The sequence below is a fragment of the Vibrio sp. 10N.222.55.B11 genome (genome assembly GCF_041473705.1).
GTDB lineage: Bacteria > Pseudomonadota > Gammaproteobacteria > Enterobacterales > Vibrionaceae > Vibrio > Vibrio crassostreae_C.
This window is the reverse complement of record NZ_JBFRST010000044.1, coordinates 92728-118371: the sequence shown is the minus strand read 5'-3', so window position 1 is coordinate 118371 and position 25644 is coordinate 92728. Positions and strand designations below refer to the sequence as shown.

General features: G+C 44.8%; 17 protein-coding genes and 1 pseudogene. 7 read left to right on the top strand and 11 right to left on the bottom strand.

Annotated features, from left to right (window positions below):
* Window positions 1-55: 55 nt before the first annotated feature.
* The 4 genes from dapD (at window position 56) to AB4503_RS16165 (ending at window position 6503) form a co-directional block, all read left to right on the top strand.
* A complete protein-coding gene (dapD, locus tag AB4503_RS16180; RefSeq protein WP_371725094.1) occupies window positions 56-1087 on the top strand; it encodes a 2,3,4,5-tetrahydropyridine-2,6-dicarboxylate N-succinyltransferase in 1032 nt (343 codons plus the stop codon).
* Window positions 1088-1604: 517 nt separating this feature from the next.
* Window positions 1605-1955 carry an EF-hand domain-containing protein gene (locus AB4503_RS16175; RefSeq protein ID WP_017059884.1) on the top strand — a complete coding sequence of 117 codons (351 nt, stop codon included), beginning with the start codon at window positions 1605-1607 and terminating at the stop codon, window positions 1953-1955.
* 124 nt (window positions 1956-2079) lie between these two features.
* On the top strand, window positions 2080-3402 hold the full coding sequence (locus AB4503_RS16170) for an efflux RND transporter periplasmic adaptor subunit (RefSeq protein ID WP_372115386.1): 1323 nt from the start codon (window positions 2080-2082) through the stop codon (window positions 3400-3402).
* On the top strand, window positions 3399-6503 hold the full coding sequence (locus tag AB4503_RS16165; protein ID WP_372115385.1) for an efflux RND transporter permease subunit: 3105 nt from the start codon (window positions 3399-3401) through the stop codon (window positions 6501-6503). Before AB4503_RS16170 ends, AB4503_RS16165 begins: the two co-directional genes overlap by 4 nt.
* A 372-nt stretch (window positions 6504-6875) precedes the next feature.
* On the opposite strand, the gene purL is transcribed toward AB4503_RS16165, so the two are convergent.
* The gene (gene purL, locus AB4503_RS16160; protein ID WP_372115384.1) at window positions 6876-10784 is read right to left on the bottom strand and encodes a phosphoribosylformylglycinamidine synthase; all 3909 of its coding nucleotides are present in this window, start codon (window positions 10782-10784) and stop codon (window positions 6876-6878) included.
* Window positions 10785-11113: 329 nt separating this feature from the next.
* Between purL and mltF the strand changes: the two genes are divergently transcribed.
* Window positions 11114-12682, top strand: coding sequence for a membrane-bound lytic murein transglycosylase MltF (gene mltF / locus AB4503_RS16155; protein ID WP_065584391.1), 1569 nt, complete (start codon window positions 11114-11116; stop codon window positions 12680-12682).
* A gap of 316 nt (window positions 12683-12998) precedes the next feature.
* Window positions 12999-13130, top strand: coding sequence for a hypothetical protein (locus AB4503_RS16150; protein ID WP_017059878.1), 132 nt, complete (start codon window positions 12999-13001; stop codon window positions 13128-13130).
* A gap of 61 nt (window positions 13131-13191) precedes the next feature.
* Here the strand turns inward: AB4503_RS16150 and tadA are convergent.
* From tadA to AB4503_RS16115, 7 genes and pseudogenes are all read right to left on the bottom strand, one after another.
* A pseudogene (gene tadA, locus AB4503_RS16145) lies at window positions 13192-13796 on the bottom strand (tRNA adenosine(34) deaminase TadA).
* A gap of 86 nt (window positions 13797-13882) precedes the next feature.
* A complete protein-coding gene (locus AB4503_RS16140) occupies window positions 13883-15172 on the bottom strand; it encodes a hemolysin family protein (protein ID WP_017067641.1) in 1290 nt (429 codons plus the stop codon).
* Between the two features lie 230 nt (window positions 15173-15402).
* Entirely contained in the window at window positions 15403-16965 is a 1563-nt protein-coding gene (locus AB4503_RS16135) for an AbgT family transporter (protein WP_017059875.1), read from the bottom strand.
* A 271-nt stretch (window positions 16966-17236) separates the two neighbouring features.
* Complete coding sequence (locus AB4503_RS16130; RefSeq protein WP_372115383.1) at window positions 17237-17647, bottom strand: prepilin-type N-terminal cleavage/methylation domain-containing protein; 411 nt, start codon at window positions 17645-17647, stop codon at window positions 17237-17239.
* Window positions 17637-18932, bottom strand: a complete 1296-nt coding sequence (locus tag AB4503_RS16125; RefSeq protein ID WP_372115382.1) for a hypothetical protein — start codon at window positions 18930-18932, stop codon at window positions 17637-17639. The genes AB4503_RS16130 and AB4503_RS16125 overlap by 11 nt, the downstream gene beginning before the upstream one ends.
* Window positions 18929-19531 (bottom strand): PilW family protein, encoded by a 603-nt coding sequence (locus AB4503_RS16120; protein ID WP_010438939.1) that lies wholly within the window; start codon window positions 19529-19531, stop codon window positions 18929-18931. Before AB4503_RS16120 ends, AB4503_RS16125 begins: the two co-directional genes overlap by 4 nt.
* On the bottom strand, window positions 19509-20009 hold the full coding sequence (locus AB4503_RS16115; RefSeq protein ID WP_010438937.1) for a GspH/FimT family pseudopilin: 501 nt from the start codon (window positions 20007-20009) through the stop codon (window positions 19509-19511). The genes AB4503_RS16120 and AB4503_RS16115 overlap by 23 nt, the downstream gene beginning before the upstream one ends.
* 102 nt (window positions 20010-20111) lie before the next feature.
* Between AB4503_RS16115 and AB4503_RS16110 the strand changes: the two genes are divergently transcribed.
* Entirely contained in the window at window positions 20112-20543 is a 432-nt protein-coding gene (locus AB4503_RS16110) for a type IV pilin protein (protein ID WP_010438935.1), read from the top strand.
* A 129-nt stretch (window positions 20544-20672) separates the two neighbouring features.
* On the opposite strand, the gene dnaJ is transcribed toward AB4503_RS16110, so the two are convergent.
* The 3 genes from dnaJ to AB4503_RS16095 form a co-directional block, all read right to left on the bottom strand.
* On the bottom strand, window positions 20673-21821 hold the full coding sequence (gene dnaJ, locus AB4503_RS16105) for a molecular chaperone DnaJ (protein ID WP_372115381.1): 1149 nt from the start codon (window positions 21819-21821) through the stop codon (window positions 20673-20675).
* Window positions 21822-22127: 306 nt separating this feature from the next.
* Entirely contained in the window at window positions 22128-24041 is a 1914-nt protein-coding gene (dnaK, locus tag AB4503_RS16100; RefSeq protein WP_017062789.1) for a molecular chaperone DnaK, read from the bottom strand.
* Window positions 24042-24412: 371 nt separating this feature from the next.
* Entirely contained in the window at window positions 24413-25450 is a 1038-nt protein-coding gene (locus tag AB4503_RS16095; protein ID WP_017062790.1) for a polysaccharide lyase family 7 protein, read from the bottom strand.
* Window positions 25451-25644 lie beyond the last annotated feature (194 nt).

Below are 25644 nucleotides of genomic sequence, written 5' to 3'. Positions count from 1 at the left end.
TTCGAGCCGTTGTTTTGGAATAGCAAAATCAAGACTCAACACATGGAGATTCAACATGGCTTATTTTTCACTAGCCTTCGGTACGGCAACCAAAAATCGCGACAATAAAATCATTGAAGCGTTCTTCCCTAACCCACTTCTAAACCCAAGCGACGCTCTTGTAGCGGCTGTGGCAGAAGTATCAGGTTACTCTGAAGGCAACCAAGCTATCGAAATCTCTGCTGCACAAAGCGCAGAACTGGCGAAGGCATTCGCAGCAAACGATGATGCAGCTAACGCATCTTTAGCAGAAAAAGCGGCAGCGTCTGAACAGCCACTTGTTCTTGTTGTTCTTGCTACTGACGAGAAGCCAGCATCAGTTGCTGAAGGCTTCCTAAAGCTACAACTTATCTCTAACCGCCTAGTACAACCACACGGTACGGTACTGGACGGCATCTTCGGTCTACTGCACAACATCGCATGGACAAACGAAGGCCCTATCGACCTACCTGAGCTGGCTGAGCGTCAAATCGAAGCTCGCCTTGCAGGTCGTGCTCTGTCTGTAGATTGCGTAGACAAGTTCCCTAAAATGGTGGACTACGTAGTACCAACAGGTATTCGTATTGCTGACACTTCTCGTGTTCGTCTTGGCGCACACGTAGGCGAAGGCACAACAGTAATGCACGAAGGTTTCATCAACTTCAATGCTGGTACAACTGGCGTGAGCATGGTTGAAGGTCGTATCTCTGCGGGTGTTGTTGTAGGTAACGGTTCAGACATCGGCGGCGGCGCTTCTATCATGGGTACTCTGTCTGGTGGCGGTACGATGGTTATCTCTATCGGCGAAAACTGCCTACTAGGCGCAAACGCTGGTCTTGGCTTCCCTATGGGCGACCGTTGTACGGTTGAGTCTGGTCTTTACGTGACTGCGGGTACTAAGGTTCGCATGTTAGATAAAGAAGGCAACGAAGTAGAGATCATTAAAGCTCGCGATCTAGCTGGCGTTTCTGATCTTCTGTTCCGTCGTAACTCAATCACTGGCCAAATTGAATGTCTTGCGAACAAGTCTGCTGTTGAGCTAAACAGCGAACTACACAGCAACAACTAATCTAAGCGCTAGATGCTAGATGCTAGATGCTAGATGCTAGAAAATAATAAGCCGCTGGGGTTCAATCCAGCGGCTTTTTTGTATGTTCTGGGAATCATTATTGCCCCATTACCAGTCAGAGTTAACAGAATGTTAACATGTATTTGCCCTACTAAAAGTAATCCCTTGTCTGTTGGATATTTGCAAGGCAAACTGCTGGGCAAAAGTTCGAAAACACTCTGAATGTCTAAAAATCGCCATATTTTTCGAAACTAGGGATTTTATATCATTGGCTTTTCGGTTTCGGTGGCTGAAAGTTTGGGATAATTTGAAAACCATTTGGACATAGCTATGCCTGTACTCTTACCAGAGTACTAGCGGCAGAAGTTTCATAATTTCTGTTGCGCTGCGCTTACAAACCGATAAGAACATAAATCGATATCTACTTAGCCATCTTTACATACCTTTACATCACATGACGTTATCTTACTTACATTAGTATATTCTTAAGTAGTGAAACAAAGAGAAGGAAAACGTCATGAAAATCAAAAGCACGATAATCGCGTTACTCGGTATCGTTATTGCCTTCGGAGCAATGGCTGGTGGAATGAATAAAGGCATGAATAACAATATGTCACGCCCAGTATTTTCACAGTTTGATCTCGATGGTGATGGCAAGATAACCGAAGCCGAGTTCAATCAAGCACGCTCAGAACGTATTGCCCAGCGAGCAGAAGAGGGACGTACGTTGAAAAATATCAATCAAAGCCACAGTTTTGCTTCGTTAGATAGCAACGCGGATCGCGCTATCTCTCAACAAGAGTTTAATGCTCATCAAGGCATGGTGAACCCCAAAAATACCATGGGCAAAGGCAAAAACAATCAGTAGCTCAATTCAATCAGGCCTCCATTTGTGAGGCCTGACTTATTTTGAGATCAAGGAAGCAAATCCGCTTATGTTGGTGTGCTACCTTTTGCTTAAGGAAAAGCTAATATATAGTAAGGGAATCGCTATGACTAGGTATAGCTGGTTACAAAGGGCTCTGTTTGTTCCTCCTGTTTTGTTGGGCATCGCGTTATTGGTGATCGCACCAGGGATGAAGGCTGAACCGCCTAATGCGAGTAATACGGCTGCTAAAAAGGTGGTTCGGGTGTTGGAAGTCGAGCCGCGAAATATCCAACCTTCTGCCATCGGATATGGACATACCGAGTCTGTTCAAGACTGGCAGGCACAGTCTGAACTTGACGGCGCGGTTGTGTGGGTTTCTGAGCAATACAAAACGGGCGCTATTATCCGCAAAGACAGCGAACTCCTTAGAATTGACCCCACCGCTTATCAACTTACTATTGCCCGTTTGCAAGCTGAGCTTGAAGTGCTAATGCTAACGAATCAGACCATTATCGATTCGCTCAAGATTGCAGAGAAAGAGTTTGAGGTACAACAGTCAGAATATGCCCGCTCAATCAAATTGAGTGAAACCGGGCATATCTCCAAAACAGAGAAAGACCGCGCGACCAAAGACTTGCTCAGCAGCCAGCAACAGCTCCAGACACAGAAAAACCAACTGGCAATTAATCAAGCGCAGCAAAAGGTTTTGCAAACGGAACTAGCACTTGCAAACCGAGATCTCGAACAAACCGTAATTAAAGCCCCATTTGATATTCGCATTGTCGAAACCTTGGTTGGACTCGCCGAGTATGTCAACAAGGGGGAATTGCTGCTCAAAGCGGATGACATCGATGCCGTTGAGGTTCGCGCGCAGTTTCCGCTTGGTAAAATGCGTCCGCTAAGAAATTCCAATCGCTTTGACTCGCTTGACGAAGATGTTCATAGCAACTTGAGCGCGACAGTCGAGCTCCAAGCAGGCGATAAAGTAATTACTTGGCCTGCCGAGATCAGCCGCTCCGGCGGTGAAATCGATGCTCAGACTCAAAGCCAAAGCCTGGTTGCACAAGTAAATCAGCCCTATCAGCAAGCCATTCCCGGGGAGAAGCCACCACTTATTCGTGGGACTTTCGTTAAAGTCACGATTAAAGCACCAATGATGGAGCAACAAGTCTTGCTACCGATAAACGCCATCCATGATGGTAAAGTTTACACTGTCTCTGAAGGTAAACTGAAAAGCAAACCTGTCAGGATAGATTTCGTCCAAGGGCAGGTTGCGGTGATCAAATCTGGCGTGGAATTCGGTGATGTGGTTGTGCTAAGTAAACTTTCACCCGCCGTTGAGGGGATGGCTTTACAACCGCAACCGGATGAGAAAATCGGCCTTTGGTTGGATACGCAGAGCGGATTTAAAGCCCTAAACGCGATTCAGAAAGAGGGCAAATTATGATCGCTTTTTTTGCTCGGCACACCACTGGCGCCAATGTCCTGATGATGGCGGTACTACTGTTAGGGGCTTTTGCCTTGCCCAAACTGCAGAAAGACACTTTTCCGTTGACGCCGACCAAAAATATTGAGGTTCGGATCGTTTATCCGGGCGCGTCACCTTTTGAGATGATGGAAGAAGTGTGTTACCCGTTGGAAGATTCTCTCGATAAGCTGAGTGGAATTAAAGAGTTAAGCTGTGATGCCCGAGAGAGTTTGGTCATCGCCAATGTGGAAATCGGCGATGATGAAGACATTGACACTTTAACCAGCGATATTCAACAGCAGGTTAACGCCATCAGTGATTTTCCGGATCGAGTTGAGCAGATCACGGTGTCGAAACTGGACCGAGTGGCAACGGTGGCCAGTGTCGCGATTACCGGCAATATGTCAGATAGGGACTTATATCTCTATGCCCAACAAATTAAGCACAAGTTAAAAGAGAGCCCATTGATCGCTCAGGTGACCGTGAGCGGTTTTGCGGATCAAGAAATAGAAATTCGCGTATCGCAGTGGAAGTTGCAGCAGTACGGCCTGAGTGTGTCCGACTTGTCCAATCTAGTACAACAGCAAAGTATCAGCACTCCTGCTGGCGTATTTAGTAATGACTTGGAAGAGATCAGCGTCCGCTTCGACCACTTAGGCAGCAACGTCAGAGACTTCGAAAATATCGTGATTAAATCCAGTGAGACGGGGACTCAGGTTCGCCTCGGTGATGTTGCCGTTATTCAGCAGAAGTTCACTAGCGATGAAAATCAAATCCTGTTCAATGGTCAGCGTGCCGCTTTGCTTCAGGTGTCCAAAACGCAATTTCAAGATACCTTAACGGTCAAAGATGCGATCGTCAGCATCGTTGAAAAAGAACAAGCGAGAGCCCCTGAAGGCGTCGCTTTAACCATCACCCAAGATTCCAGCACCAATATTATTGAGCGTCTGAGAATCCTCACCAGCAATGGCGCACAGGGATTAGCACTGGCATTTTTGATGTTGTGGGCGTTTTTTAATATTCGCTTTAGCTTTTGGGTCACCATGGGGCTGCCGGTTTCATTCCTTGGCGCCATTTTTGCGATACAACTTCTCGGTTATACCCTGAATATGATGACGCTGGTCGGGCTGATTGTCGCGATTGGTCTGCTAATGGACGACTCGTTGATCATTGCAGAAAACATCGCTGCCAAGAGGCAACAAGGGCTACCCGCGTTTGACGCTGCAGTTGAAGGTACCAAACAAGTCTTCCCAGGTGTGATTGCATCGTTTGCTACCACCATCATGGTGATAGGGCCGCTGATGTTTCTCACAGGCAAGATGGGCGAAGTACTACGCTATATTCCCATCGTGTTATTGATTACCTTGCTTGTTAGTCTGATAGAAGCTTTCTTGATCTTGCCGTCTCATTTGGCACATAGCCATACTGAATCTCGCTCTAATCCTATACGGGACAAGTTCATTGCCGGTTTTGAAAACATCAGAGACAGATTCTTTGTGCCATTGAGTGTCAAGGCGATGAATGCACCTTATCTTTCAGTAGGGATATTGGTGATGGTGGTGATGATTTCAACCGCTTCCATTTCGTCAGGTTGGCTGAAATTCAAAGCCATGCCTGCCTTGGAAAGTGATGTGCTGCAGGCGCGTATCTTGCTCCCTCAAGGCAGTTTACTGAGCCAGACAGAGGCGGTGGTGGAGAAGGTTTCAAACGCGCTTGATGAACTCAACCAAGAATACGCAGAGAAATACCCAAGCTCAAAACCTTTGGTCGCGAGCACCACGATCATGTTCAACTCAAATGCTGATGCTAATGAGTCGGGGCCGCATATGGCAACCGTCAGTGCCGATCTATTGCCAGCGCAATTTAGGCAGCAGAGCATTAAAGATCTGATCCAAGATTGGAAACAAAAAGTAGGCCCTACGGCGGATGTGGTTTCACTCAAGTTTACCGATAAAGAACGGGGCATTGCTGGCAATGGCATTGATATTCGGGTTCAGGGTGAGTCGTTACAAGAGCTCAATCAAGTCAGCCGCTCGCTGGTGAAATGGTTGAAGGGATTTGACGGTGTCTATAACCTCTCCACCGATCTGCGTGAGGGCAGAACCGAATTTCACGTTAACCTTAAAGATGAAGCTAGCGTGATGGGAGTTAATGCTTCCAACATTGCTCAAACGCTGCGCAGCGCGGTAAAAGGCAGTACTGATCTGACGGTTTTCCAACAAGGCGAGCTGGTGGATATTAGTGTGAGACTGGATGAGTTTACGCACCAAGCTAGCCTGTATGAGTTGAATAACTTGATGGTGACGGCAGGCAATGGAACCCTAGTTCCATTATCAAGTGTTGCGACGTTTGACAGAAAACAAGCCTTCTCGCGAATTCACCGCATTAATGGGATGAACACTGTGGTTGTGCAAGGCAATATCGATACGCGGGTTGCCAATGCGCGTGAAATCATGCTGCAGTTCAATAGCGAATTTGTCTCGCAAACTCAACACAAATTCCCAGACATCACCTTCACCTCGCAAGGTCAGGATAAAGAAAGCTCAGATACGGGCTCCTCGCTGGCGACCTTCTTTGCTCTTGGCGTGGTGGGGATTTATCTTATTTTAGTGTTCCTGTTACAAAGCTACACTCAACCGATTGCTGTGCTGCTGGCAATCCCTATGGGCTGGATTGGTGTGGTATGGGGGCACTTGGGCATGGGGTTCGATTTGACTATTCCAAGCTTAGTTGGCTTTGCTACCTTAGCGGGTATCGTCGTTAACGATAACATTCTGTTGGTCAATTTTATTAAGAAGAATATCGCCCAAGGCGAGCGCTTGATAGACGCTTGTCGAGAGGCGGTACGTGACCGATTTAGAGCGATATTTATCACCTCGTTAACCACATTTTCAGGATTGCTTCCACTGTTAACCGAAACCAGTACGCAAGCGCAATTTCTGATCCCGTTAATTGCCAGTATTGCGTTTGGCTTAGTCTCGGCTACGTTACTAGCGTCAATTGTTGTGCCTTGCGTGCTGCTTATTTTGGACGATTTAAAGCTGACCAAATGGGCAGAAGGTGCTCAATCTTCCCTTTGAGGCCCTTGGGAGTGCATGCTGAACCATGTCATTTAGCCCGGCATGAAAATGGTAGTTTGCGTAGAATTTATTTGGCGATTAAACCCTATCACTGACTGCTGTTTTTTTGCGTACAAAAAACAATAGGGTCAGGTCTTGCCTTTTGCTCTTTGGTGGCAGTTTTTCTATCAGGTTTAGTTATTTGTCATACCTGAAGTTATTAGTCATTTGCTAATGTTTGATTTTCCAAAACTCATTTCTGTCCAAAAGTTTGTTATACACACATCCACTATACGGTGATCCCTACACCACACTCACCACCAAAAAAAGCGCAGACCTTTCGATCTGCGCTTGTGGTTATTGTCCCGATAACACTGTTTAAATCGTTTTCAATTAACCCACGTTCTTACGTGCGTTTTGGAACATACGCATCCAAGCGCCATTCTCGCCCCAACCTTCCGGAGACCAAGAGTTTGCAACCGTACGGAATACACGCTCTGGGTGAGGCATCATAATTGTCACGCGGCCGTCAGTCGTTGTTAAACCTGTGATAGCGTTTGGCGAACCATTCGGGTTATTCGGGTATTGCTGCGTTTGGTTACCGTTGTTATCAACGTAACGTAGAGCAACCGTACCTGAGTTTTCAATCGCGTTTAGGTGGTCGTTATCACGTACTTCTACGCGGCCTTCACCGTGAGAAACAGCGATTGGCATACGAGAACCTTCCATGCCGTTGAAGAATACAGAATCTGACTTCTGAACTTCTACTAGGCTGAAACGTGCTTCAAAGCGCTCAGATTCGTTGCGAACGAAACGTGGCCAGTACTCCGCACCTGGGATAAGTTCACGTAGATTCGACAGCATCTGACAACCGTTACACACACCTAGAGAGAAGGTATCTTCACGCTTGAAGAAGTTTTCAAACTGGTCACGAGTCGAGTCATTAAACAAAACCGACTTCGCCCAACCTTCACCAGCACCTAGTACATCACCGTAAGAGAAGCCACCACATGCCACAAGGCCGTTGTATTCTTCTAGTACCGCTTGACCTGTTAGGATGTCGCTCATGTGAATATCAGTTGCTTCGAAGCCTGCACGGTCGAATGCTGCTGCCATTTCAACGTGAGAGTTAACACCCTGCTCACGTAGAATCGCCATCTTAGGCTTAGCACCTGTGTTGATGAACGGTGCTGCGATGTCTTCGTTTACGTCAAAGCTCAGTTTCACGTTCAGACCTGGGTCCGAGTTGTCTTTCTTCGCTTCGTGTTCTTGGTCAGCACATACTGGGTTATCACGCAGACCTTGCATCTTGTGCGTTGTCTCAGCCCAGATAGTACGTAGTTCAGTACGGTTACGTTCAATCACTACAGACTCGCCAGACTTAATCACTAGTTCATCTGATGCTTCCCCTTCACCAACAACGCTGCCAATCACATGAGAACATGCTTCTAGACCGTTAGCTGCAAGAGTAGAAAGTACTGCGTCTAGGTCGTCGTTACGGACTTGGATTACTGCACCTAGCTCTTCGTTGAACAGTGCTGCTAGCGTGTCTTCACCTAGAGCAGCAATATCAGCATTAACACCACAGTGACCTGCGAATGCCATTTCTGCTAGCGTTACGAATAGACCACCATCGCCTTTATCGTGGTAAGCGACAACTTGGTCGTTCGCTACAAGTGCTTGAACGCCTTCGTAGAAACCTTTTAGTTGCGCTGCGTTGTCTACGTCTGCTGGCTTGTCACCAAGCTGCTTGTAAACCTGTGCAAGTGCTGTTGCACCCATACGGTTTTTGCCGTTACCTAGGTCGATAAGAACTAGGCTTGTATTACCTTTGTCAGTGCGAAGCTGAGGAGTAATCGTCTTACGAACATCTTCAACACGTGCAAACGCAGTGATAACAAGAGATAGCGGAGACGTTACTTCTTTCTGCTCGCCATTCTCTTCCCACTTAGTCTTCATCGACATTGAGTCTTTACCCACTGGGATAGTTAGACCCAGAGCTGGACATAGTTCTTCACCAACCGCTTTAACCGCTTCGTAAAGACCTGCATCTTCACCTGGGTGACCTGCTGGAGACATCCAGTTAGCCGACAGTTTAATGTGTTTGATATCGCCGATGTTGGTCGCTGCGATGTTAGTAATTGCTTCACCAACCGCTAGACGAGCCGATGCGCCGAAGTCTAGAAGTGCCACTGGCGTGCGCTCACCAAGAGACATAGCCTCACCGTGGTAAGAGTCGTAGCTTGCCGCTGTTACAGCACAGTTAGCAACAGGAACCTGCCAAGGTCCAACCATTTGGTCACGAGCTACAAGGCCAGTTACCGAGCGGTCACCGATAGTGATAAGGAATGTTTTCTCAGCAACTGTTGGCAAGCGAAGAACACGGTCAACCGCTTCGTTCATCTCGATACCAGAACGGTCAATCGCTGGGTTGTTCGCTTTTAGAGTTTTCGCGTCACGGTGCATCTTAGGTGTTTTACCTAATAGGATGTCCATTGGCATGTCGATTGGCGTGTTGTCGAAGTGTGAATCTTCTAATTTCAGATCACGTTCTTCAGTTGCTTTACCAACCACTGCGTACGGTGCACGTTCACGCTTACAAATCGCGTCGAACGTTGCCATGTCTTTATCAGCAACCGCCATTACATAACGCTCTTGAGATTCGTTACACCAGATCTCAAGTGGGCTCATGCCCGGCTCATCGTTTGGCACGTCACGTAGATTAAAGATACCGCCACGCTCGCCATCGTCGACTAGCTCAGGAAGAGCATTCGAGATACCGCCCGCGCCCACATCGTGGATAAATGCGATTGGGTTCGCATCACCAAGCTGCCAACAACGGTCGATAACTTCCTGACAACGACGCTCCATCTCTGGGTTTTCACGTTGTACAGAAGCGAAATCAAGATCTTCAGAAGAAGAACCAGAATCCATTGAAGATGCCGCACCGCCGCCAAGGCCGATGTTCATCGCAGGACCACCTAGAACGATTAGGCTTGCACCTACCGGGATCTCTTTCTTCTGAACGTGCTCATCACGGATGTTGCCAAGACCACCAGCTAGCATGATTGGTTTGTGGTAACCACGCACTTCTTCACCTGCGTGAGAGTTTACTTTCTCTTCGTAAGTACGGAAGTAGCCAAGTAGGTTTGGACGACCAAATTCGTTGTTGAATGCCGCGCCACCAAGAGGACCTTCAAGCATGATATCCAGAGCAGTAACGATACGGCTTGGCTTACCAAAGTCAGTTTCCCAAGGTTGAACGAAGTTCGGGATCTTAAGGTTAGATACAGAGAAAGCAACAAGACCCGCTTTTGGCTTACCACCAATACCGGTTGCGCCTTCATCACGGATTTCACCGCCTGAACCTGTCGATGCGCCTGGCCACGGTGAGATTGCCGTTGGGTGGTTGTGCGTTTCAACCTTCATCAAGATGTGTGTTTTCTCTTGGTGGTAGTTGTACTGGCGAGTTTCTGGATCTGGGAAGAAGCGACCAACTTCAGAACCTGTCATTACCGCTGCGTTATCTTTATAAGCAGACAGAACATGTTCTGGTGTCGTTTCAAAGGTGTTCTTAATCATCTTGAACAATGATTTTTCTTGCTTAACGCCATCGATAGTCCAATCAGCGTTAAAGATCTTATGACGACAGTGCTCTGAGTTCGCTTGTGCAAACATCATTAGCTCGATGTCCGTCGGGTTACGACCTAGCTTCTCAGTGAAGCTTTCAAGAAGGTAATCAATCTCATCTTCTGCAAGTGCAAGACCTAGGGTAACGTTTGCTTTTTCAAGCGCTTTACGTCCACCAGTTAGTAGGTCAACTTCCGCATAAGGAGCAGGCTCAGCAACGGTAAATAGTGCCGCCGCTGATTCGAAGTCAGTGAAAACCACTTCCATCATACGGTCGTGCAGGATTGCTTTCAGCTCAACAAGTTGAAGTTCAGAAAGTTCAGCAGAGGTTTCAATGTAGAAAGCAGTACCGCGCTCTAGACGTGACACTTTAGCCAGTCCGCAGTTGTGTGCGATATCTGTTGATTTTGAAGACCAAGGCGAGATAGTGCCTGGGCGTGGCGTTGCAAGCAGCAGTAAACCTTCAGGTTCATGCTCTTCAATCGTTGGACCGTAAGTCAGTAGCTTTTCTAGCTTCTCAACTTCAGACTCATCTAGGTCTGCCGTTAGATCAGCAAAGTGGGCAAACTCAGCGTAAATACCTGTTACAGGTAAGCTTAATTCACGACAAAGCTCTAAAAGCTTGTTAACACGAAACTCAGATAGAGCTGGGGAGCCACGCAAAATTCTCATGTGCTTACGTCTCTTATGCAGTTGATTAAGGTAGTATTGGAATAAATTCAGTGGGTTAAAGGAAAAACCTAACTGTTTTCTTCGAAGCTATTCCCGAAGGTTTAAAAACCTATGCCGATCCCACCTCTTCAATGCGAGCGCATTATAAAGCATTTCTTTTTGTGACGTAACACCAAAAGCAACCGTTTGCGTGATTTTTTTTATCTTTCTGCGTAAATGGTACTTTTGCTGCATTTATCACCACTTTTACAACTGTTTAATTAAACCTGCTTTGCCAGCCTTGCGGGGTTTGGTATAAAGGAGCTTCCACTTTTCGAGATTTCATTTTGATGCCTAAATTTACGCTCATCTTTTCGTCTAAGTTCCTTCTGCTCGCCATCGCCCTATTTGGGTTGGCAGGATGCCAGATTGAATCTGAACCTAAAAGTGTCCTTGAGCAGATACGAGATCGTGGCGTTCTTCGTGTCGGCACCCTAAATAACCAACTCTCTTATTACATCGGTCCTGATGGTCCTGCTGGCTTGGATTACGAATTAGCTCGTGAATTTGCGCAGGAGCTTGGTGTAAAGCTTGAGGTTAAACCCGCTTACCGTTTGTCTGGCTTGTTCCCTGCACTGCAGAAAGGCGAAATCGATCTTATCGCGACCGGCTTAACGCAAAACAACAAACTGACACGAGCTTATCGCGCCGCACCTGCTTATTACTACGTAAGCCAACAGGTCGTATACAAAAAAGGCCAGTGGCGACCGAGAAACCTTGAACAACTGATCAATTTCGAGAATGAGCGTCAGGTTGACTTTGTTAAAGCACAAACTGAATCAGAAGAGGCGGCGTCTACTGACACATTAACGCCATCTTTGGTTGTGGTGAAAGACTCACACTTTGAGCCAACACTAAAGCAGCTGCAGAAAACACACGATGACTTTATCTATGATGCGGTCGGCAATGCTGATATCAACGACCTGCTCAAAGAAGTATCGACTGGCGAGCGCTTATTTACGGTTGCGGACTCAATTGAGCTGTCACTGGCACAACGTTTATACCCAGACGTAGCTTTGGCTTTTGAACTGACAGAAGACCAACCTATCTCTTGGTATTTGCAGAAGTCTGAAGATGAAAGCCTTTATGCTCTGTTGATTGAGTTCTTCGGTAACCTAAAACAGTCTGGTGAACTGGCTTCACTAGAAGAGAAATACATCGGCCACATCGGCACTTTTGACTACGTTGATACTCGTGCCTTTATCCGCGCACTGGACAGCAAGTTGCCAAAATGGTCGCCGCTATTTCAAAGGTACTCTCAAGAATTTGATTGGCGCTTGATTGCCGCTTTGGCCTACCAAGAATCACACTGGAACCCTGTTGCGCGCTCACCAACGGGTGTTCGTGGCATGATGATGTTGACACTGCCCACCGCGAAGAGTGTTGGGGTAACCAACCGTCTCGACCCGAACCAGTCGGTACAAGGCGGTGTTGAGTACCTGCGTCGTATCGTGAACCGAGTACCAGATTCAATCACTCAACACGAAAAGATCTGGTTTGCACTTGCTTCATACAATGTCGGTTACGGGCACATGATGGACGCGCGTCGCCTCACGAAGGCACAAGGTGGCGATCCCGATGCTTGGGGCGATGTGAAAGACAGACTGCCTCTGTTAAGACAGAAGAAGTACTACAGCCAAACTCGCTACGGCTATGCGCGTGGTGATGAAGCTAGAAATTACGTTGAGAACATTCGCCGTTATTACCAAAGCATCATCGGCCATGTAAATAAGCGCAATAAAGAACAAGAAGCGACCCTTGAAGGTTTGGTGGTGATCCCACCTTTAGAAACCTCAGGTGCTGAATCGAGTATCAGCGCAGCTCAGTCGACAGTAAGCAGTTCTGAGCCTTCACAGTAAAACCCAAAAGAGCAATGCCATCTAGCATTGCTCTTTTTTATTGTCTTTTTTCGACTCTTCTTTCGTCACTAAGGGATAAGGGAAGCAGGCAAGAAAATGATGATGAGATCTAGAGTGTCATATTGCAGTAACAATCGAACCTTATAACGGCACACCACAATCAAGATTATGCTCTGTTGCACTGCAATGCTGGCTTTAGACTAGAACTGCTCTTCTATTTAAGCCAAGCGTGCGACAGGCCAAACAAACGAATAACACTATAATTAAATCGTTAGTCCAAACTAAAAAGTCAGACGACAAATAGGAAATCATTGAAATGATGAAGAAACTGAAATCGAAGCGCCTTGATAAGACCGTTGCTGCAAACCGTCGTAAGCGTATGCTTTCAAATAATAAGAAGAAGATCATTTGGCGCAATCGCGCTTTCATGCAGATGATTGCTGAGTAAATGTAGTTACTCAGTCAGTTTGCTTGGCACTCTTGCGATAGAGAGTGCCGAAAGTACGCTGCTATTTCTTATTGCCAGCCTTCATCTCTGCTTCTAAACGCTGCTCTTCCAACAGACGTTCTTGCTTTCGCTTCTCTTTTATCTCTTTTCTACGACGCTTGAAAAACGCTTGTAATTGCTCACGGCACTCTTCCTCTAACAAACCATGTTCAACGTCGGCATAGTGGTATGAGGCCTGGCTTTCAAACAAATTCAACACTGTACCTGCAGCGCCTGCTTTTAAGTCTGGAGCACCAAACACAATGCGCTTTACTCGGCTGTGTAGCAAGGCACCTGCGCACATTGGGCAAGGCTCTAGCGTAACGTATAAAGTGGTATCGAGTAGCCGATAGTTTTCTAAGGTTTGACCGGCTTTACGCAAGGTTTCAATTTCTGCGTGTGCCGTAGCATCGTGGCTGCCAATCGAACGGTTCCATCCTTCAGAGATAATCTCCCCATCTTTTACTAATACTGCACCAACAGGAACCTCTCCCTCGCTCTCTGCTTGCTTAGCTACCTCAATGGCGCGTCGCATGAAGATTTCATCTTGAGGGGTGAATTGATGGTCTGACAAAGGGAACTCCAGAAACAAAGGATAAAAACGAAAATAGGTATGCGGTGAAGCATACCTAATCTTAGAGATAATGAACAATAAAGAGGTAATAGACAACAACAGACAATGAACCATTGCCGCTTGCTGGTTGGTCGAACTGTTAGCTATTAGCGTCTTCTATGTCATCGGCTATTGGCGTCGCTTTGATACTCACAATGCGATTGTTCTCAACAGAGATAATTTCAAACTGCCACTGCTGGTATTGAACAACTTCGCCTGCATCCGGTAAGCGCCCTATTAACCATGTCACAAGGCCATTAAGCGTTTGGAAGCTCTCGCTTTCGCCCTCAAAATCCGATAGCTCTAAACGGTTTTTCAGTTCACTGATAGGAATCAATCCATCCACCAACAAACCGTCTTCCACTTGCTCGGTCCAAAGATCGTTCGGATTATTCGATAGCTCGCCAGCAATCGCCTCAAGAATATCGTAATGAGTCACAAGACCTTGAACATCGCCATACTCGTCGACAATGAATGCCATCTCGGTGCCCGACTCTTTAAAGTAGCCAAGTAGACGCAGAGCTTTCATCGATTCTGGAACATAGATCGGCGAGCGAGACAGCCCCATGATCACTTGAATGCTTAGATTGCCCGCCTGATTCAGCAAGGCTTTGGCTGACACTGTACCCACCACTTTATTGAGGTGATCTTGGCACAATGGAAACACACTGTGTTTTGATGAACGCAGTTTCTTTAATATCTGCTCAACGGGTTGGTCGACATCCAGAAAGTCGATGTCTCGACGCGGAGTCATCAATGAGCTCACAAGACGATCATCAAGCTGCAAGATATTACGAATCATCTCTTGTTCGCCGCGTTCAATCACACCCGATTCTGAGCCCTCTTTCACAAGTGCATGGATATCATCTTCGGTAACGCTATCTTCTTCACCGCCTCGGCCCATCAACTTAAGAATACCTTCCGTTGAAGCCGACAACGCAAACACAAACGGCGTCGCGATTTTAGATAACCAGAAGATTGGCAGCGCGACTAACACAGCAATGTTTTCAGCTTGAGACTGAGCAAAACGCTTTGGTACCAACTCACCGACAACGATGGCGAAATAAGTAATACCCACCACCACAACCGCAGTAGACAAGATATTTGCTTGTGTTGGGTCTAATCCCCACAGTTCAAGTTGAACGGCCAGTGGAGCCGATAGCGTCGCCTCACCCACAATACCGCTGAGTAGGCCGATTACCGTGATACCGATTTGGATTGTAGAGAGGAAGCGGGTTGGGTTTTCTTTGAGATCAAGAGCAACCTGAGCGGAGCGGTGTTTTTCGGCTAAGCGTTTCAGCCGACTATTTTTTGCTGCTACCAATGCAATCTCAGACATGGCAAACAGACCATTTAAAACAATTAACCCTACTAAAAGCAGAATTTTCATGTGGCTTGGATTTCCTAAATTTACCGGCCAACAATTAGCCGTAATCCGGAGTATAAGCTGAGTGCCTTTATTTTTAATATAAAAAGTTTTGGATATAGAAAGTTTTGGATATAGAAAGTTTTGGATATAAAAACCTTGGATATAAAAAACGGAAAAAATAGCGAAAAAAAGCCCGCACATTTCGGTGCGGGCTTAGCAATGAATAAAGCTTAGTTTTGCTTAGTTCAATCTTACATTGTGTAAGTGTAAGGTGCTTGGATACCTAGTGGGATACCAAGAGCCCAGTAAGCTAGCAAGAAGATAGACCAACCGATTAACATCGCAATCGAGAATGGCATCATTAGAGAAGCTAGAGTACCGATACCTGTCGACTTAACGTAGCGCTGACAGTAAACAACAACCAGTGGGAAGAACACCATTAGTGGAGAGATGATGTTAGACACTGAGTCACCTACACGGTAAGCCGCTTGAGATAGCTCAGGAGAGATACCCACAACCATTAGCATTGGAACTAGGATAGGACCAATCAGTGCCCACTTAGCTGAAGCAGAACCAACAAGAAGGTTAACTGCAGCCGTTAGTAGAATCATACCAACAACCGTTGCTTCACCTGGAAGGTCCATCGCTTTCAAGCCTTCAGCACCGTAAAGTGCAAGCATAGTACCGATGTTTGATTGAGCGAATGCAGATAGGAACTGAGCACAGAAGAACGACATTACAATGTATGCGCCCATCGTTGCCATCGTCTCAGACATTGCTTTGATAACATCATTACTATTCTTGAATGTACCCGCTACACGGCCGTAGACGATACCCGGAATAATAAACAGGATGAAGATCAGAGGAACGATAGACTTCATTACTGGTGCTGAGAACGCCGTTAATTCGCCTTCAGGTGAACGAAGTGCTGAGTTTTCAGGCATTAGAGCCGCGATAAGCAGACCAATACCGGCAACCATTGCCCAACCAGCGAATTTGAATGCTTTAGATTCAATGGCTGTGAACGTACCTAGATCAGGTGCTTGTTCTGCATCTTCATCTACAGGCGTATTAGCAAGACGAGGCTCGATAATTTTCTCTGTAACGTACCAACCAATTGCCACAATTAGAATTGAAGACAAACCAGTAAAGAAGATGTTCGCTAGAGGGTTGATCACATATGCAGGGTCAAGAACGTTTGCCGCTGTTTGAGTGAAACCAGCTAGTAGCGGATCAATACCTGAAGGGATAAAGTTCGCTGAGAAACCACCTGATACACCAGCAAACGCTGCTGCAATACCCGCTAGAGGGTGACGACCCGCAGCGTGGAAGATGATACCGCCAAGAGGGATTACTAGAACGTAACCTGCATCAGCTGCTGTGTGAGACACGATAGCAACCAAGATTAGCATCGGCGTTAGTAGCTTAGCTGGCGTGAAGTTAAGCATCTTCTTAAGGCCAGTCGTAATGAAGCCTGAAGAGTCTGCAACGCCAACACCTAGCATAGCAACAAGTACGATGCCTAGAGGTGCGAAGCCTGTGAACGTGGTAACCATATTCGCTAGGAAGCTAGCAAGCGCTTCACCAGTTAGTAGGTTGTTTACTTCAAGAGCAGCACCCGTTTGAGGGTTGATTAAGTCGAATGAAAGATTCGATAAAAGTGCAGATGCTACCCATACAATAACTAGAGCCCAGAAGAACAGGATTGCTGGATCTGGAATTTTGTTGCCGGCGCGTTCAATGAAGTTTAGAAAGCGGTCCATACCACTGATCTTCTCAGTCGATGGTGCTTTTTTTACGGCTTGGTTACTCATTGTAACTCCATATGTGATGTTGTTTTGTTTAGGCCTAATATAAGTTTTGACCACGGCCTATTGGTACAGCACATATTCTATTAAAGTCGTTGTTAAAAAGCACAAGATTCCACCTAATTTTCCATAAATGGAGACATATTTTGCAAAAATACCATACAACAGCAACAATATAAAAACACAAAACACACCATTCCATATACAGAGTTTTAACTGGCACATAAAGAATGTCCGAGAAGAGCAAACTATCACGACATTGAAGTTATAAACCCAATCAATCGAACTCGCTGTATTTAGAAATCATGGTATGTAATTCGATCTCTTGATTATTACCAAACCGGTCTTCCCATGAGCTTGTTATCTGAACGGTCTTCAGCGCTCCGGATAAACTGTTCGTCACTGTCCAATCAAGTTGATATTTAAAATGCGAGTGATCCATGCCATCAACAATATCCGTAGCAAAATCCGCAGGCGTTATACTCGATAAAGCGGCAGATGCGCCTCGAGTTCTAAACCATTCCAGCTTATTTTCAACCAAATTCAAAGCTTCTACACTATGAATAGCAAAGTCAGACTTTTGCTCAACATATGTTTGTAACTTAATTAGCCCTAGCGAACCGACTCCTATAAATAAAAATGAAATGAGTACTTCAATTAGGCTAAAACCTTTTTGCTTATAAATCATTCCATGAACCTTTTTGCCATCTTGGCTTAGGTGAAAATTCGAACTCATCAATAACATCTGAATTGAATGAAAAATTCAGAGAGTTATTAAATAGCGCCATTTGCCCTTCTGTATCAAAAAATTGTCCCCCCGTGAAACTGAATGCGCCAGCTTGCGCATAGGTTGCATGATATGGCGTAAGAGTACTTGAAGAACCATACATAGTATTAATTAGGTCACTAAATACTGAATTTACAAAAGGTTTCACTTCCGTCATCGAGTCCCATTGAGAAGGAGTGGGAGAGTAAGTATTATTAAAATGAAAAAATACACCGCTAATATCGCCAGAACCAGTGACCCCAAAAACACCGTCATGAACAAGTAAAAACAAATCGGTTCCCGGGTGTGCAGCCTGTAAATTTACAATATTCGTCACATCAACTGGCGCTAGTTGGCAAGAGCCATCAATCCAAACTTTATTGGGCTGTCCATTCACTATTGAATCAGAAAATTGGCTATAGCAATCAACACTACTAGAAGGCATTGAAACTTTAATAAATTCGTTATCTACATCATCACGAACCTCTTGCCACTTACTTTTATCGACTCCGAAAAAATCTTTAAAAGGGTCGATAGTGTCATCTCGCTGAATATCTAACCCAACATTATGAGAACTTATCACTCCAAAGGAGTTCTCCCATATCCCTGATTTAACAGCTGTCGATGTCTTATGAGAAGGCTTACAATCCTTAGTGGGATCATGCCCGACTCCTGGAGATTCAATAGAACTACTTACGCCATGATTGGTAATACCAGTCGCAATAAACCTATATTTAACCACTGCCCCGATACACTCATAAGCTTCAGCAGCCGAGTCAAATTCACCAGGGTCTGGTGGTGAAAAAAGTGCTGAGCCAAAAGAAATAACATCAGAAGTCGACTTCATAGCTCCATAACCAACTGAAGATGAAAAGATTATTTTTTTATTAACACTGCTATGACCAACTTGAGAAAGCAAAATTTCAGGGTTTGTAAAGTCAGCATTTAAGGAAGAAAAACTATACGAGTTACAAACTGTCGCTAAATTATTGGGTATTGATTGCAATTTTTGATTAACAATATATGTAAAACCACACTCTAGACCTCCCTCTGCTTCCCAATGTTGCTTGCGCGCTTCTACTTCATTCTGAGATCTTTTTATTTGATAAAAAACAGAGCGATAACTACCAAAAGTCAACATTAACGCAGTAACTAGTAATACACTTGTTGTAAGTAAAACAACCGCACCTTGTTGATTTTTATTCATCGCCAATTCCTATTTTTTACAATCACACTTGATGAATAATTAACGGACGTATCTCCTACTAATTCAGCAGAAATCATAATGGTTGTAATACCTGAACTAACCCCTTGAGATTCAATACTTGACTGATTCGCATGAAAATCAACGACTCTAATTTGATTCGGCTCAAAGATAGAAGAGCACCCACTAATCGCCGCTGATACTGTTTTTACGATACTGGAGGGGCTATCACACACCTTGACCAAACCTGAATCAAATACAAAAGCGACATTTCGAATCTCTGATTGATGAGTGTAAGCATATGCAACCGTTTTTGAATCAGGAGAAATATATAAAGTATCGGTGGAGCCTGATAATTTTAGAGATACACCTGTCCCTCCATCGTAGCCCGCACGCTGGATATCTTCTTTAAAGTATTGAAGAGCTCCTGAAACTTGTTGTAATAGTAATAATTCTTTACTTCTCTCGGATGCGATGTTTTGTCCGGATATAAATACCGACCCCACACTTCCAATAACGACAATTCCCAAAATGGAAGAGATCATAAATTCGACTAATGTTGCACCGAACTGCTGCCTCCTAAGTGCAGATCTGATAACCATAAAAGTCTCCTTCTACACCACAAATTCTCATTCTTCCTGAAGTACGATATGTTATAAGCTTTAAAGGCTTAGAGTTCATATCAAATAAGAGATGGCCATCTTTAGCTTTACCGTTTACTCCACTAAATTTAATTTGTTCAGAACTGTAGTTAACGGTGAAATCTACGTTTCGAAATGAAGCACCTTCCAGTGTAAGAATTGTCGTACCAGTATTCGGAATATCGAATTCGGTCAATTCAATTTTCCAATCACCGGTGTCATTTGAATTACCATTCATTAAAAAATGAGCCCAAAGATCAGTATTTCTCATAACTGCCTCAGATTTTGCCTGCATCATAAAACCATTCAACTCAGTAGCTAACCGTTGCATCTTCACTGTTTCCGAGACAGAACTAAAACTTGGAGCGGCAACAGCCAATAATATAGAGAGCACTGATATGGTTATGAGTAGCTCTAAGAAGGTAAACCCGCGAGACATTTCCCAAATTCCTATGTAAACCGATACGTAACCGTATTTAATCTTGCAAGGATGCTACCACCGAAGAAAAATAGGCTGAATATAGAGAAGGAACTACTCGTGATGATTCGAAAAAATAAATGCAACAACAACAACTTAAGTTGCAAAGGGATGACATTGATCGAACTATTGGTCGCAGTGGCTATTATTGGAGTGCTAACCGCTATCGCCTACCCAAGCTATACCGAACATGTCATTAAATCGCATAGAACAGCAGCATTAGCTGATATGGCAAAAATACAACTCACACTTGAGCAGTCATACAACGGTGTCTATAACTGGGGCAGTATTATTTCAGGAGGGGCTTGTGCTATATGTGAATCACCAAGTGATCGCTATGTATTTTCTGTCGCAAGTTCAAGCAGCATGGCATATACAATAACCGCCACGGCACAGTCAACTAAGGGGCAAAGTGGTGACTCTTGCCTAGGCACTCCCAAAACAATGACGCTCAAATCTTCAGGTGAAGAATCCCCTGTAAATTGCTGGAACTAATAGAAGTTAATATCCTTGGTATGAGTAAAGAATGACTAGGCATATACATAGCTGCATTTTTTAACTAAACGAGAAGATCAAAAAAGCCTGCACATAGGCAGGCTTTAAAATTTTCAAACCACGATCTAATTACTTAGTAAGGTCATCGAAGAAGTTTTTAACACCGCTGAAGAAACCTTCAGATTTTGGCTTATGTTTGCTTGCTGCTTCGCCACAGCATGTTTCTTCGAACTCACGCAGTAGTTCTTTTTGACGAGAGCTTAGCTTAACCGGTGTTTCAACCACTAGCTTAACGATTAGATCACCCACACCGCCGCCACGAACGCCTTTAACGCCTTTGCCACGCATACGGAACATACGGCCCGTTTGTGTCTCTTCTGGCACCTTAAGGTTTACACGGCCATCCAATGTCGGAACTTCAACTTCACCACCTAATGCTGCCATGGTGAAACTAACTGGTACTTCGCAGTAAAGGTTGTTGCCGTCACGCTCAAAGATGTTGTGCTCTTTTACGTGAACTTGTACGTACAAGTCGCCAGCTGGAGCGCCCTGCTCTCCCGCTTCACCTTCGCCAGATAGACGAATACGGTCGCCAGTATCAACACCAGCAGGGATCTTAACGTTAAGCGTTTTAGTCTTCTGTTTGCGACCTTGACCATGACATGAGTTACATGGGTCTTTGATGATCTTGCCTTTACCGTTACAAGTAGGACAAGTCTGTTGAACCGCAAAGAAACCTTGGCGCATTTGTACTTGGCCGTGGCCATGACAAGTGCCACACGTTTGTGCAGAAGAACCCGCTTTCGCGCCGCTGCCGTCACAAGTATCACACTCTACAAGTGTTGGTACTTCGATTTCTTTAGAAACACCACGAACCGCTTCTTCTAGAGAAAGTTCCATGTTGTAACGTAGATCTGAACCACGTTGTGCACGCTGTTGACCGCCACCACGACGACCGCCGCCGAAGATGTCGCCAAATACGTCACCGAAGATATCGCCGAAGTCACCTTGGCCACCGCCGCCGAAACCGCCGCCGCCGCCCATACCGCCTTGTTCAAAAGCGGCATGACCGTATTGGTCATAAGCTGCTTTCTTTTGTGGATCGGTCAGGATCTCGTACGCTACTTTTACTTCTTTAAACTTCTCTGGCGCAGTATCGTCACCTTGGTTACGATCCGGGTGAAACTTCATCGCTAAGCGTTTGTACGCTTTTTTAATATCGCGCTCTGATGCATCGCGGCTTACGCCTAATACTTCGTAAAAATCACGTTTTGACATGTTCTAGGTCACCAAAATAATTGCTACTACCGAATGATCACTTCAGTAGTCTGTGTATCAATCTAGATAAAAGTTCTGTCGGCTGAAATACCGAATAAAGCTATTATCTAGATAGACAAGTCTAAATACAAATTTACGGGCGTGAGAGTTACCTCTGACGCCCGTATATTTAGAAATCGAAAAACGACTTTTTCTAAGCTAAAACACGTCAGTTCAAGGAGAAGGCACGGACTTTCTTAACCAACCAAAAGGTAAGTGTAAGTGAGTACCTTCGACGCAGAAATCACGTGTTATAGCGACGAAAAATTATTTTTTGTCGTCTTTAACTTCTTCAAACTCCGCGTCAACAACATCGTCGTCTTGCTTAGATTGTTCACCAGCGTCAGCACCTGCTTGTTCAGCTTGAGCTTTCTGTTGAGCAATTTCCATTAGCTTTTGAGCAGCTTGCATAAGTTCTTGAACTTTAGCGTCGATAGCTTCTTTGTCGTTACCAGACTTAACTTCTTCTAGTGCCGTGATAGCCGCTTCGATCTTCTCTTTCTCGTCAGCAGGTAGAGCTTCACCAGCTTCTTCTACTTGCTTCTTAGTGCCGTGGATCATTTGGTCAGCTTGGTTACGTGTAGTAACTAACTCTTCGAACTTTTTGTCCGCTTCTTTGTTAGCTTCTGCTTCTTGTACCATCGCTTCGATCTCTTCCTCAGACAAACCGCCTGATGCTTGGATAGTGATCTTTTGCTCTTTACCTGTTGCTTTATCTTTAGCAGATACGTTCAGGATACCATCAGCATCTAGGTCGAATGTTACTTCGATTTGTGGCATGCCACGTGGTGCTGGTTGGATACCTTCTAGGTTGAACTGACCAAGAGACTTGTTGTAAGTCGCTTGTTTACGCTCACCTTGAAGAACGTGAATAGTTACTGCGTTTTGGTTGTCTTCAGCTGTAGAGAACACTTGATCCGCTTTAGTAGGGATAGTTGTGTTTTTCTCGATAAGCTTAGTCATTACGCCACCCATCGTTTCGATACCGAAAGATAGAGGAGTAACGTCTAGTAGTAGAACGTCTTTAACGTCACCAGCTAGTACACCACCTTGAACAGCAGCACCCATTGCAACAGCTTCGTCAGGGTTCACGTCTTTACGTGGCTCTTTACCGAAGAATTCAGTTACTTTAGCTTGAACCATAGGCATACGAGTTTGACCACCAACTAGGATAACGTCAGTGATTTCGCCTACAGATAGGTCAGCATCCGCTAGAGCAACTTTTAGTGGCTCAAGAGAACGTTGAACTAGGTCTTCAACTAGAGACTCAAGCTTCGCACGAGTCACTTTGATGTTCATGTGCTTAGGACCAGTCGCATCAGCAGTAACGTAAGGTAGGTTTACGTCAGTTTGAGTAGTAGAAGAAAGCTCGATTTTCGCTTTTTCTGCTGCTTCTTTAACACGCTGCATTGCTAGTGGATCAGCTTTAAGGTCGATACCTTGCTCTTTCTTGAACTCATCTACTAGGTAGTTGATCATGCGGTTATCGAAATCTTCACCACCAAGGTGAGTGTCACCGTTAGTTGAAAGAACTTCGAAAGTCTTCTCGCCTTCTACTTCATCGATTTCGATGATAGAGATATCGAATGTACCACCACCAAGGTCGTATACAGCGATAGTGCGATCACCACCTTGCTTGTCTAGGCCGTAAGCTAGAGCAGCAGCAGTTGGTTCGTTGATGATACGTTTAACATCTAGACCAGCGATACGGCCAGCATCTTTCGTTGCTTGACGTTGAGCATCGTTGAAGTAAGCAGGAACAGTTACTACTGCGCCAGTTACTTCTTCGCCTAGGAAGTCTTCAGCTGTTTTCTTCATTTTCTTAAGAACTTCAGCAGATACTTGAGGAGCAGCCATTTTTTGGCCTTGCGCTTCTACCCATGCATCACCGTTGTCAGCCTTAACAATGTTGAAAGGCATGATTTCGATATCGCGTTGAACTTCTTCATCTTCAAAACGACGACCGATTAGACGCTTGATAGCGAACAGTGTGTTTTGAGGGTTAGTAACAGCTTGACGTTTTGCAGGTTGACCAACTAGCGTTTCGCCTTCTGTGTATGCGATTACTGATGCTGTTGTGCGTTCGCCTTCAGCATTTTCAATTACGCGTGGTTTGTCGCCGTCAAGAACAGCAACACAAGAGTTAGTAGTACCTAAATCAATACCAATGATTTTACCCATCAGGCCATCTCCGAATATATATTATTTAGTTTTTTGCTATACCCACATATGTGGGGGTGGTAATCAGGGAATCAACCCTAATACACAAAATTAAAGTGCAAATGTAATTTGCTTTCGTATGCACCATAGATAAGGGCTGCAAACTGGTTTTCAAGGGAAAAAGTAAAAAAAATCTGATTTTTTCCCTATCTTTCTGCTTAAGAAGAAAAAGTAGCTCATCCCTTACGGTTTAAGGCGCCAAAGTTGACACATTCATGCGTTCACCTTCAGCAATAAAATAGTCGCCCTATTCTATTTCACATAAAAAAAGACCTTCACTAGGAAGGTCTTTTTCAAATAACGCTTGTTCAGTTAGTTAAGGATTCGCAATATTATTGATTGAGAATTAACTGGTAGAAGCTCGCTTGTGTGTAGTCACCCGCTTCCATACCACGCCACTCACATGCCGAACTCGACTTCTTAGTGTTACATTGATTGTATGCACCCGCTTTGAAGTACATCCAATCTTGACCATAGCCAAGATCAACGTCGTGTCCTTGATATTTACCTTTCGCCAGATCAACATCATATGTCTTCACAATTGGATCCGACGAGTTTGGATTCTTAGTAAACGTCAAGTGCATGATGTTATCTTTAATATTTACATCATATGAAAAAACTTCACCTAACTTAATGCCATCGCTAGGGTCAGAACTGCCCTTTTTCAAATTGTATTGACCAAATACATCATGGCGAATGTCTTTACGAAGTTTCTTTCCATTTTCATCTTTCGCGTTTTTCAATTCTTTCGGCGGGTTGAGCTCGTAGTTCCATGTTAATGAACCATGCTCATGCTCTGGTAGTTTACGGTAAACAATTTTAAGAGGTTCATTGTCCGAGCCGTGAATTTGCCCGATGACGACTGAAAATGCGCCTGTTTTATTGTAGTTACCACTGGTACTCACCTGATCAACAGAAAGTGTTGCCGTCATCTGGCCACCGATAGAGCCAAACTCTTCCGCGTTCTTATGGCTTGAAATCGCGAAGTTGTTGCTCGGCGCAGAGTAGCTATCCGCTAGCATCGCTCTTAGCTCACTACGCGTGTTTTTACTGTTTGGCGTCGTTGGAGCTGTATTCGGAGCCACAAACACCATCGCACCAGACTCGGCATCCGTGTAGAACCATTTAGGGTGAACGTAAGGCGTGTCTACATTCGACAGTTCCTTTTTACCAATCTCCAGCGTTTTACCTTTTCTAGACCCTTCAGTCGTCAGCTCCGGTAAGTTAATTTTCCATTTAGATAAATCGAAGTTTTGTGCTGGTGCTTTTGCAGGGTCAAGATTGAACTGTTGACCAATATCGTGATTAGAAGCAAGAGCGGGAGCGGCTAAAAGGCTGGCAGTCAGTAGGCTAAGGTAAGACAGCTTCATTATTGGGTTTCCTTTATGTCGTCATAATGTAGGTTGTCAGAACAATAAAATAATATTGTATTATTATATGTGATCTATATTAAAGATTGAAAACTGATGGCCAATTCGGCACGAGTAAAAAGAAAAAATGAGACTTAACACCAATCAAAGATCTTTTTAGCTAAGTTATCAGATAGCCCAAAGCACTTATCATC

Bases quoted from the DNA above. Each gene is read 5' to 3' on its own strand.
- dapD (WP_371725094.1), top strand. From the start codon at position 56: ATGGCTTATTTTTCACTAGCCTTCGGTACGGCAACCAAAAATCGCGAC.
- AB4503_RS16175 (WP_017059884.1), top strand. From the start codon at position 1,605: ATGAAAATCAAAAGCACGATAATCGCGTTACTCGGTATCGTTATTGCC.
- AB4503_RS16170 (WP_372115386.1), top strand. From the start codon at position 2,080: ATGACTAGGTATAGCTGGTTACAAAGGGCTCTGTTTGTTCCTCCTGTT.
- AB4503_RS16165 (WP_372115385.1), top strand. From the start codon at position 3,399: ATGATCGCTTTTTTTGCTCGGCACACCACTGGCGCCAATGTCCTGATG.
- purL (WP_372115384.1), bottom strand. From the start codon at position 10,784: ATGAGAATTTTGCGTGGCTCCCCAGCTCTATCTGAGTTTCGTGTTAAC.
- mltF (WP_065584391.1), top strand. From the start codon at position 11,114: ATGCCTAAATTTACGCTCATCTTTTCGTCTAAGTTCCTTCTGCTCGCC.
- AB4503_RS16150 (WP_017059878.1), top strand. From the start codon at position 12,999: ATGATGAAGAAACTGAAATCGAAGCGCCTTGATAAGACCGTTGCTGCA.
- AB4503_RS16140 (WP_017067641.1), bottom strand. From the start codon at position 15,172: ATGAAAATTCTGCTTTTAGTAGGGTTAATTGTTTTAAATGGTCTGTTT.
- AB4503_RS16135 (WP_017059875.1), bottom strand. From the start codon at position 16,965: ATGAGTAACCAAGCCGTAAAAAAAGCACCATCGACTGAGAAGATCAGT.
- AB4503_RS16130 (WP_372115383.1), bottom strand. From the start codon at position 17,647: ATGATTTATAAGCAAAAAGGTTTTAGCCTAATTGAAGTACTCATTTCA.
- AB4503_RS16125 (WP_372115382.1), bottom strand. From the start codon at position 18,932: ATGAATAAAAATCAACAAGGTGCGGTTGTTTTACTTACAACAAGTGTA.
- AB4503_RS16120 (WP_010438939.1), bottom strand. From the start codon at position 19,531: ATGGTTATCAGATCTGCACTTAGGAGGCAGCAGTTCGGTGCAACATTA.
- AB4503_RS16115 (WP_010438937.1), bottom strand. From the start codon at position 20,009: ATGTCTCGCGGGTTTACCTTCTTAGAGCTACTCATAACCATATCAGTG.
- AB4503_RS16110 (WP_010438935.1), top strand. From the start codon at position 20,112: ATGATTCGAAAAAATAAATGCAACAACAACAACTTAAGTTGCAAAGGG.
- dnaJ (WP_372115381.1), bottom strand. From the start codon at position 21,821: ATGTCAAAACGTGATTTTTACGAAGTATTAGGCGTAAGCCGCGATGCA.
- dnaK (WP_017062789.1), bottom strand. From the start codon at position 24,041: ATGGGTAAAATCATTGGTATTGATTTAGGTACTACTAACTCTTGTGTT.
- AB4503_RS16095 (WP_017062790.1), bottom strand. From the start codon at position 25,450: ATGAAGCTGTCTTACCTTAGCCTACTGACTGCCAGCCTTTTAGCCGCT.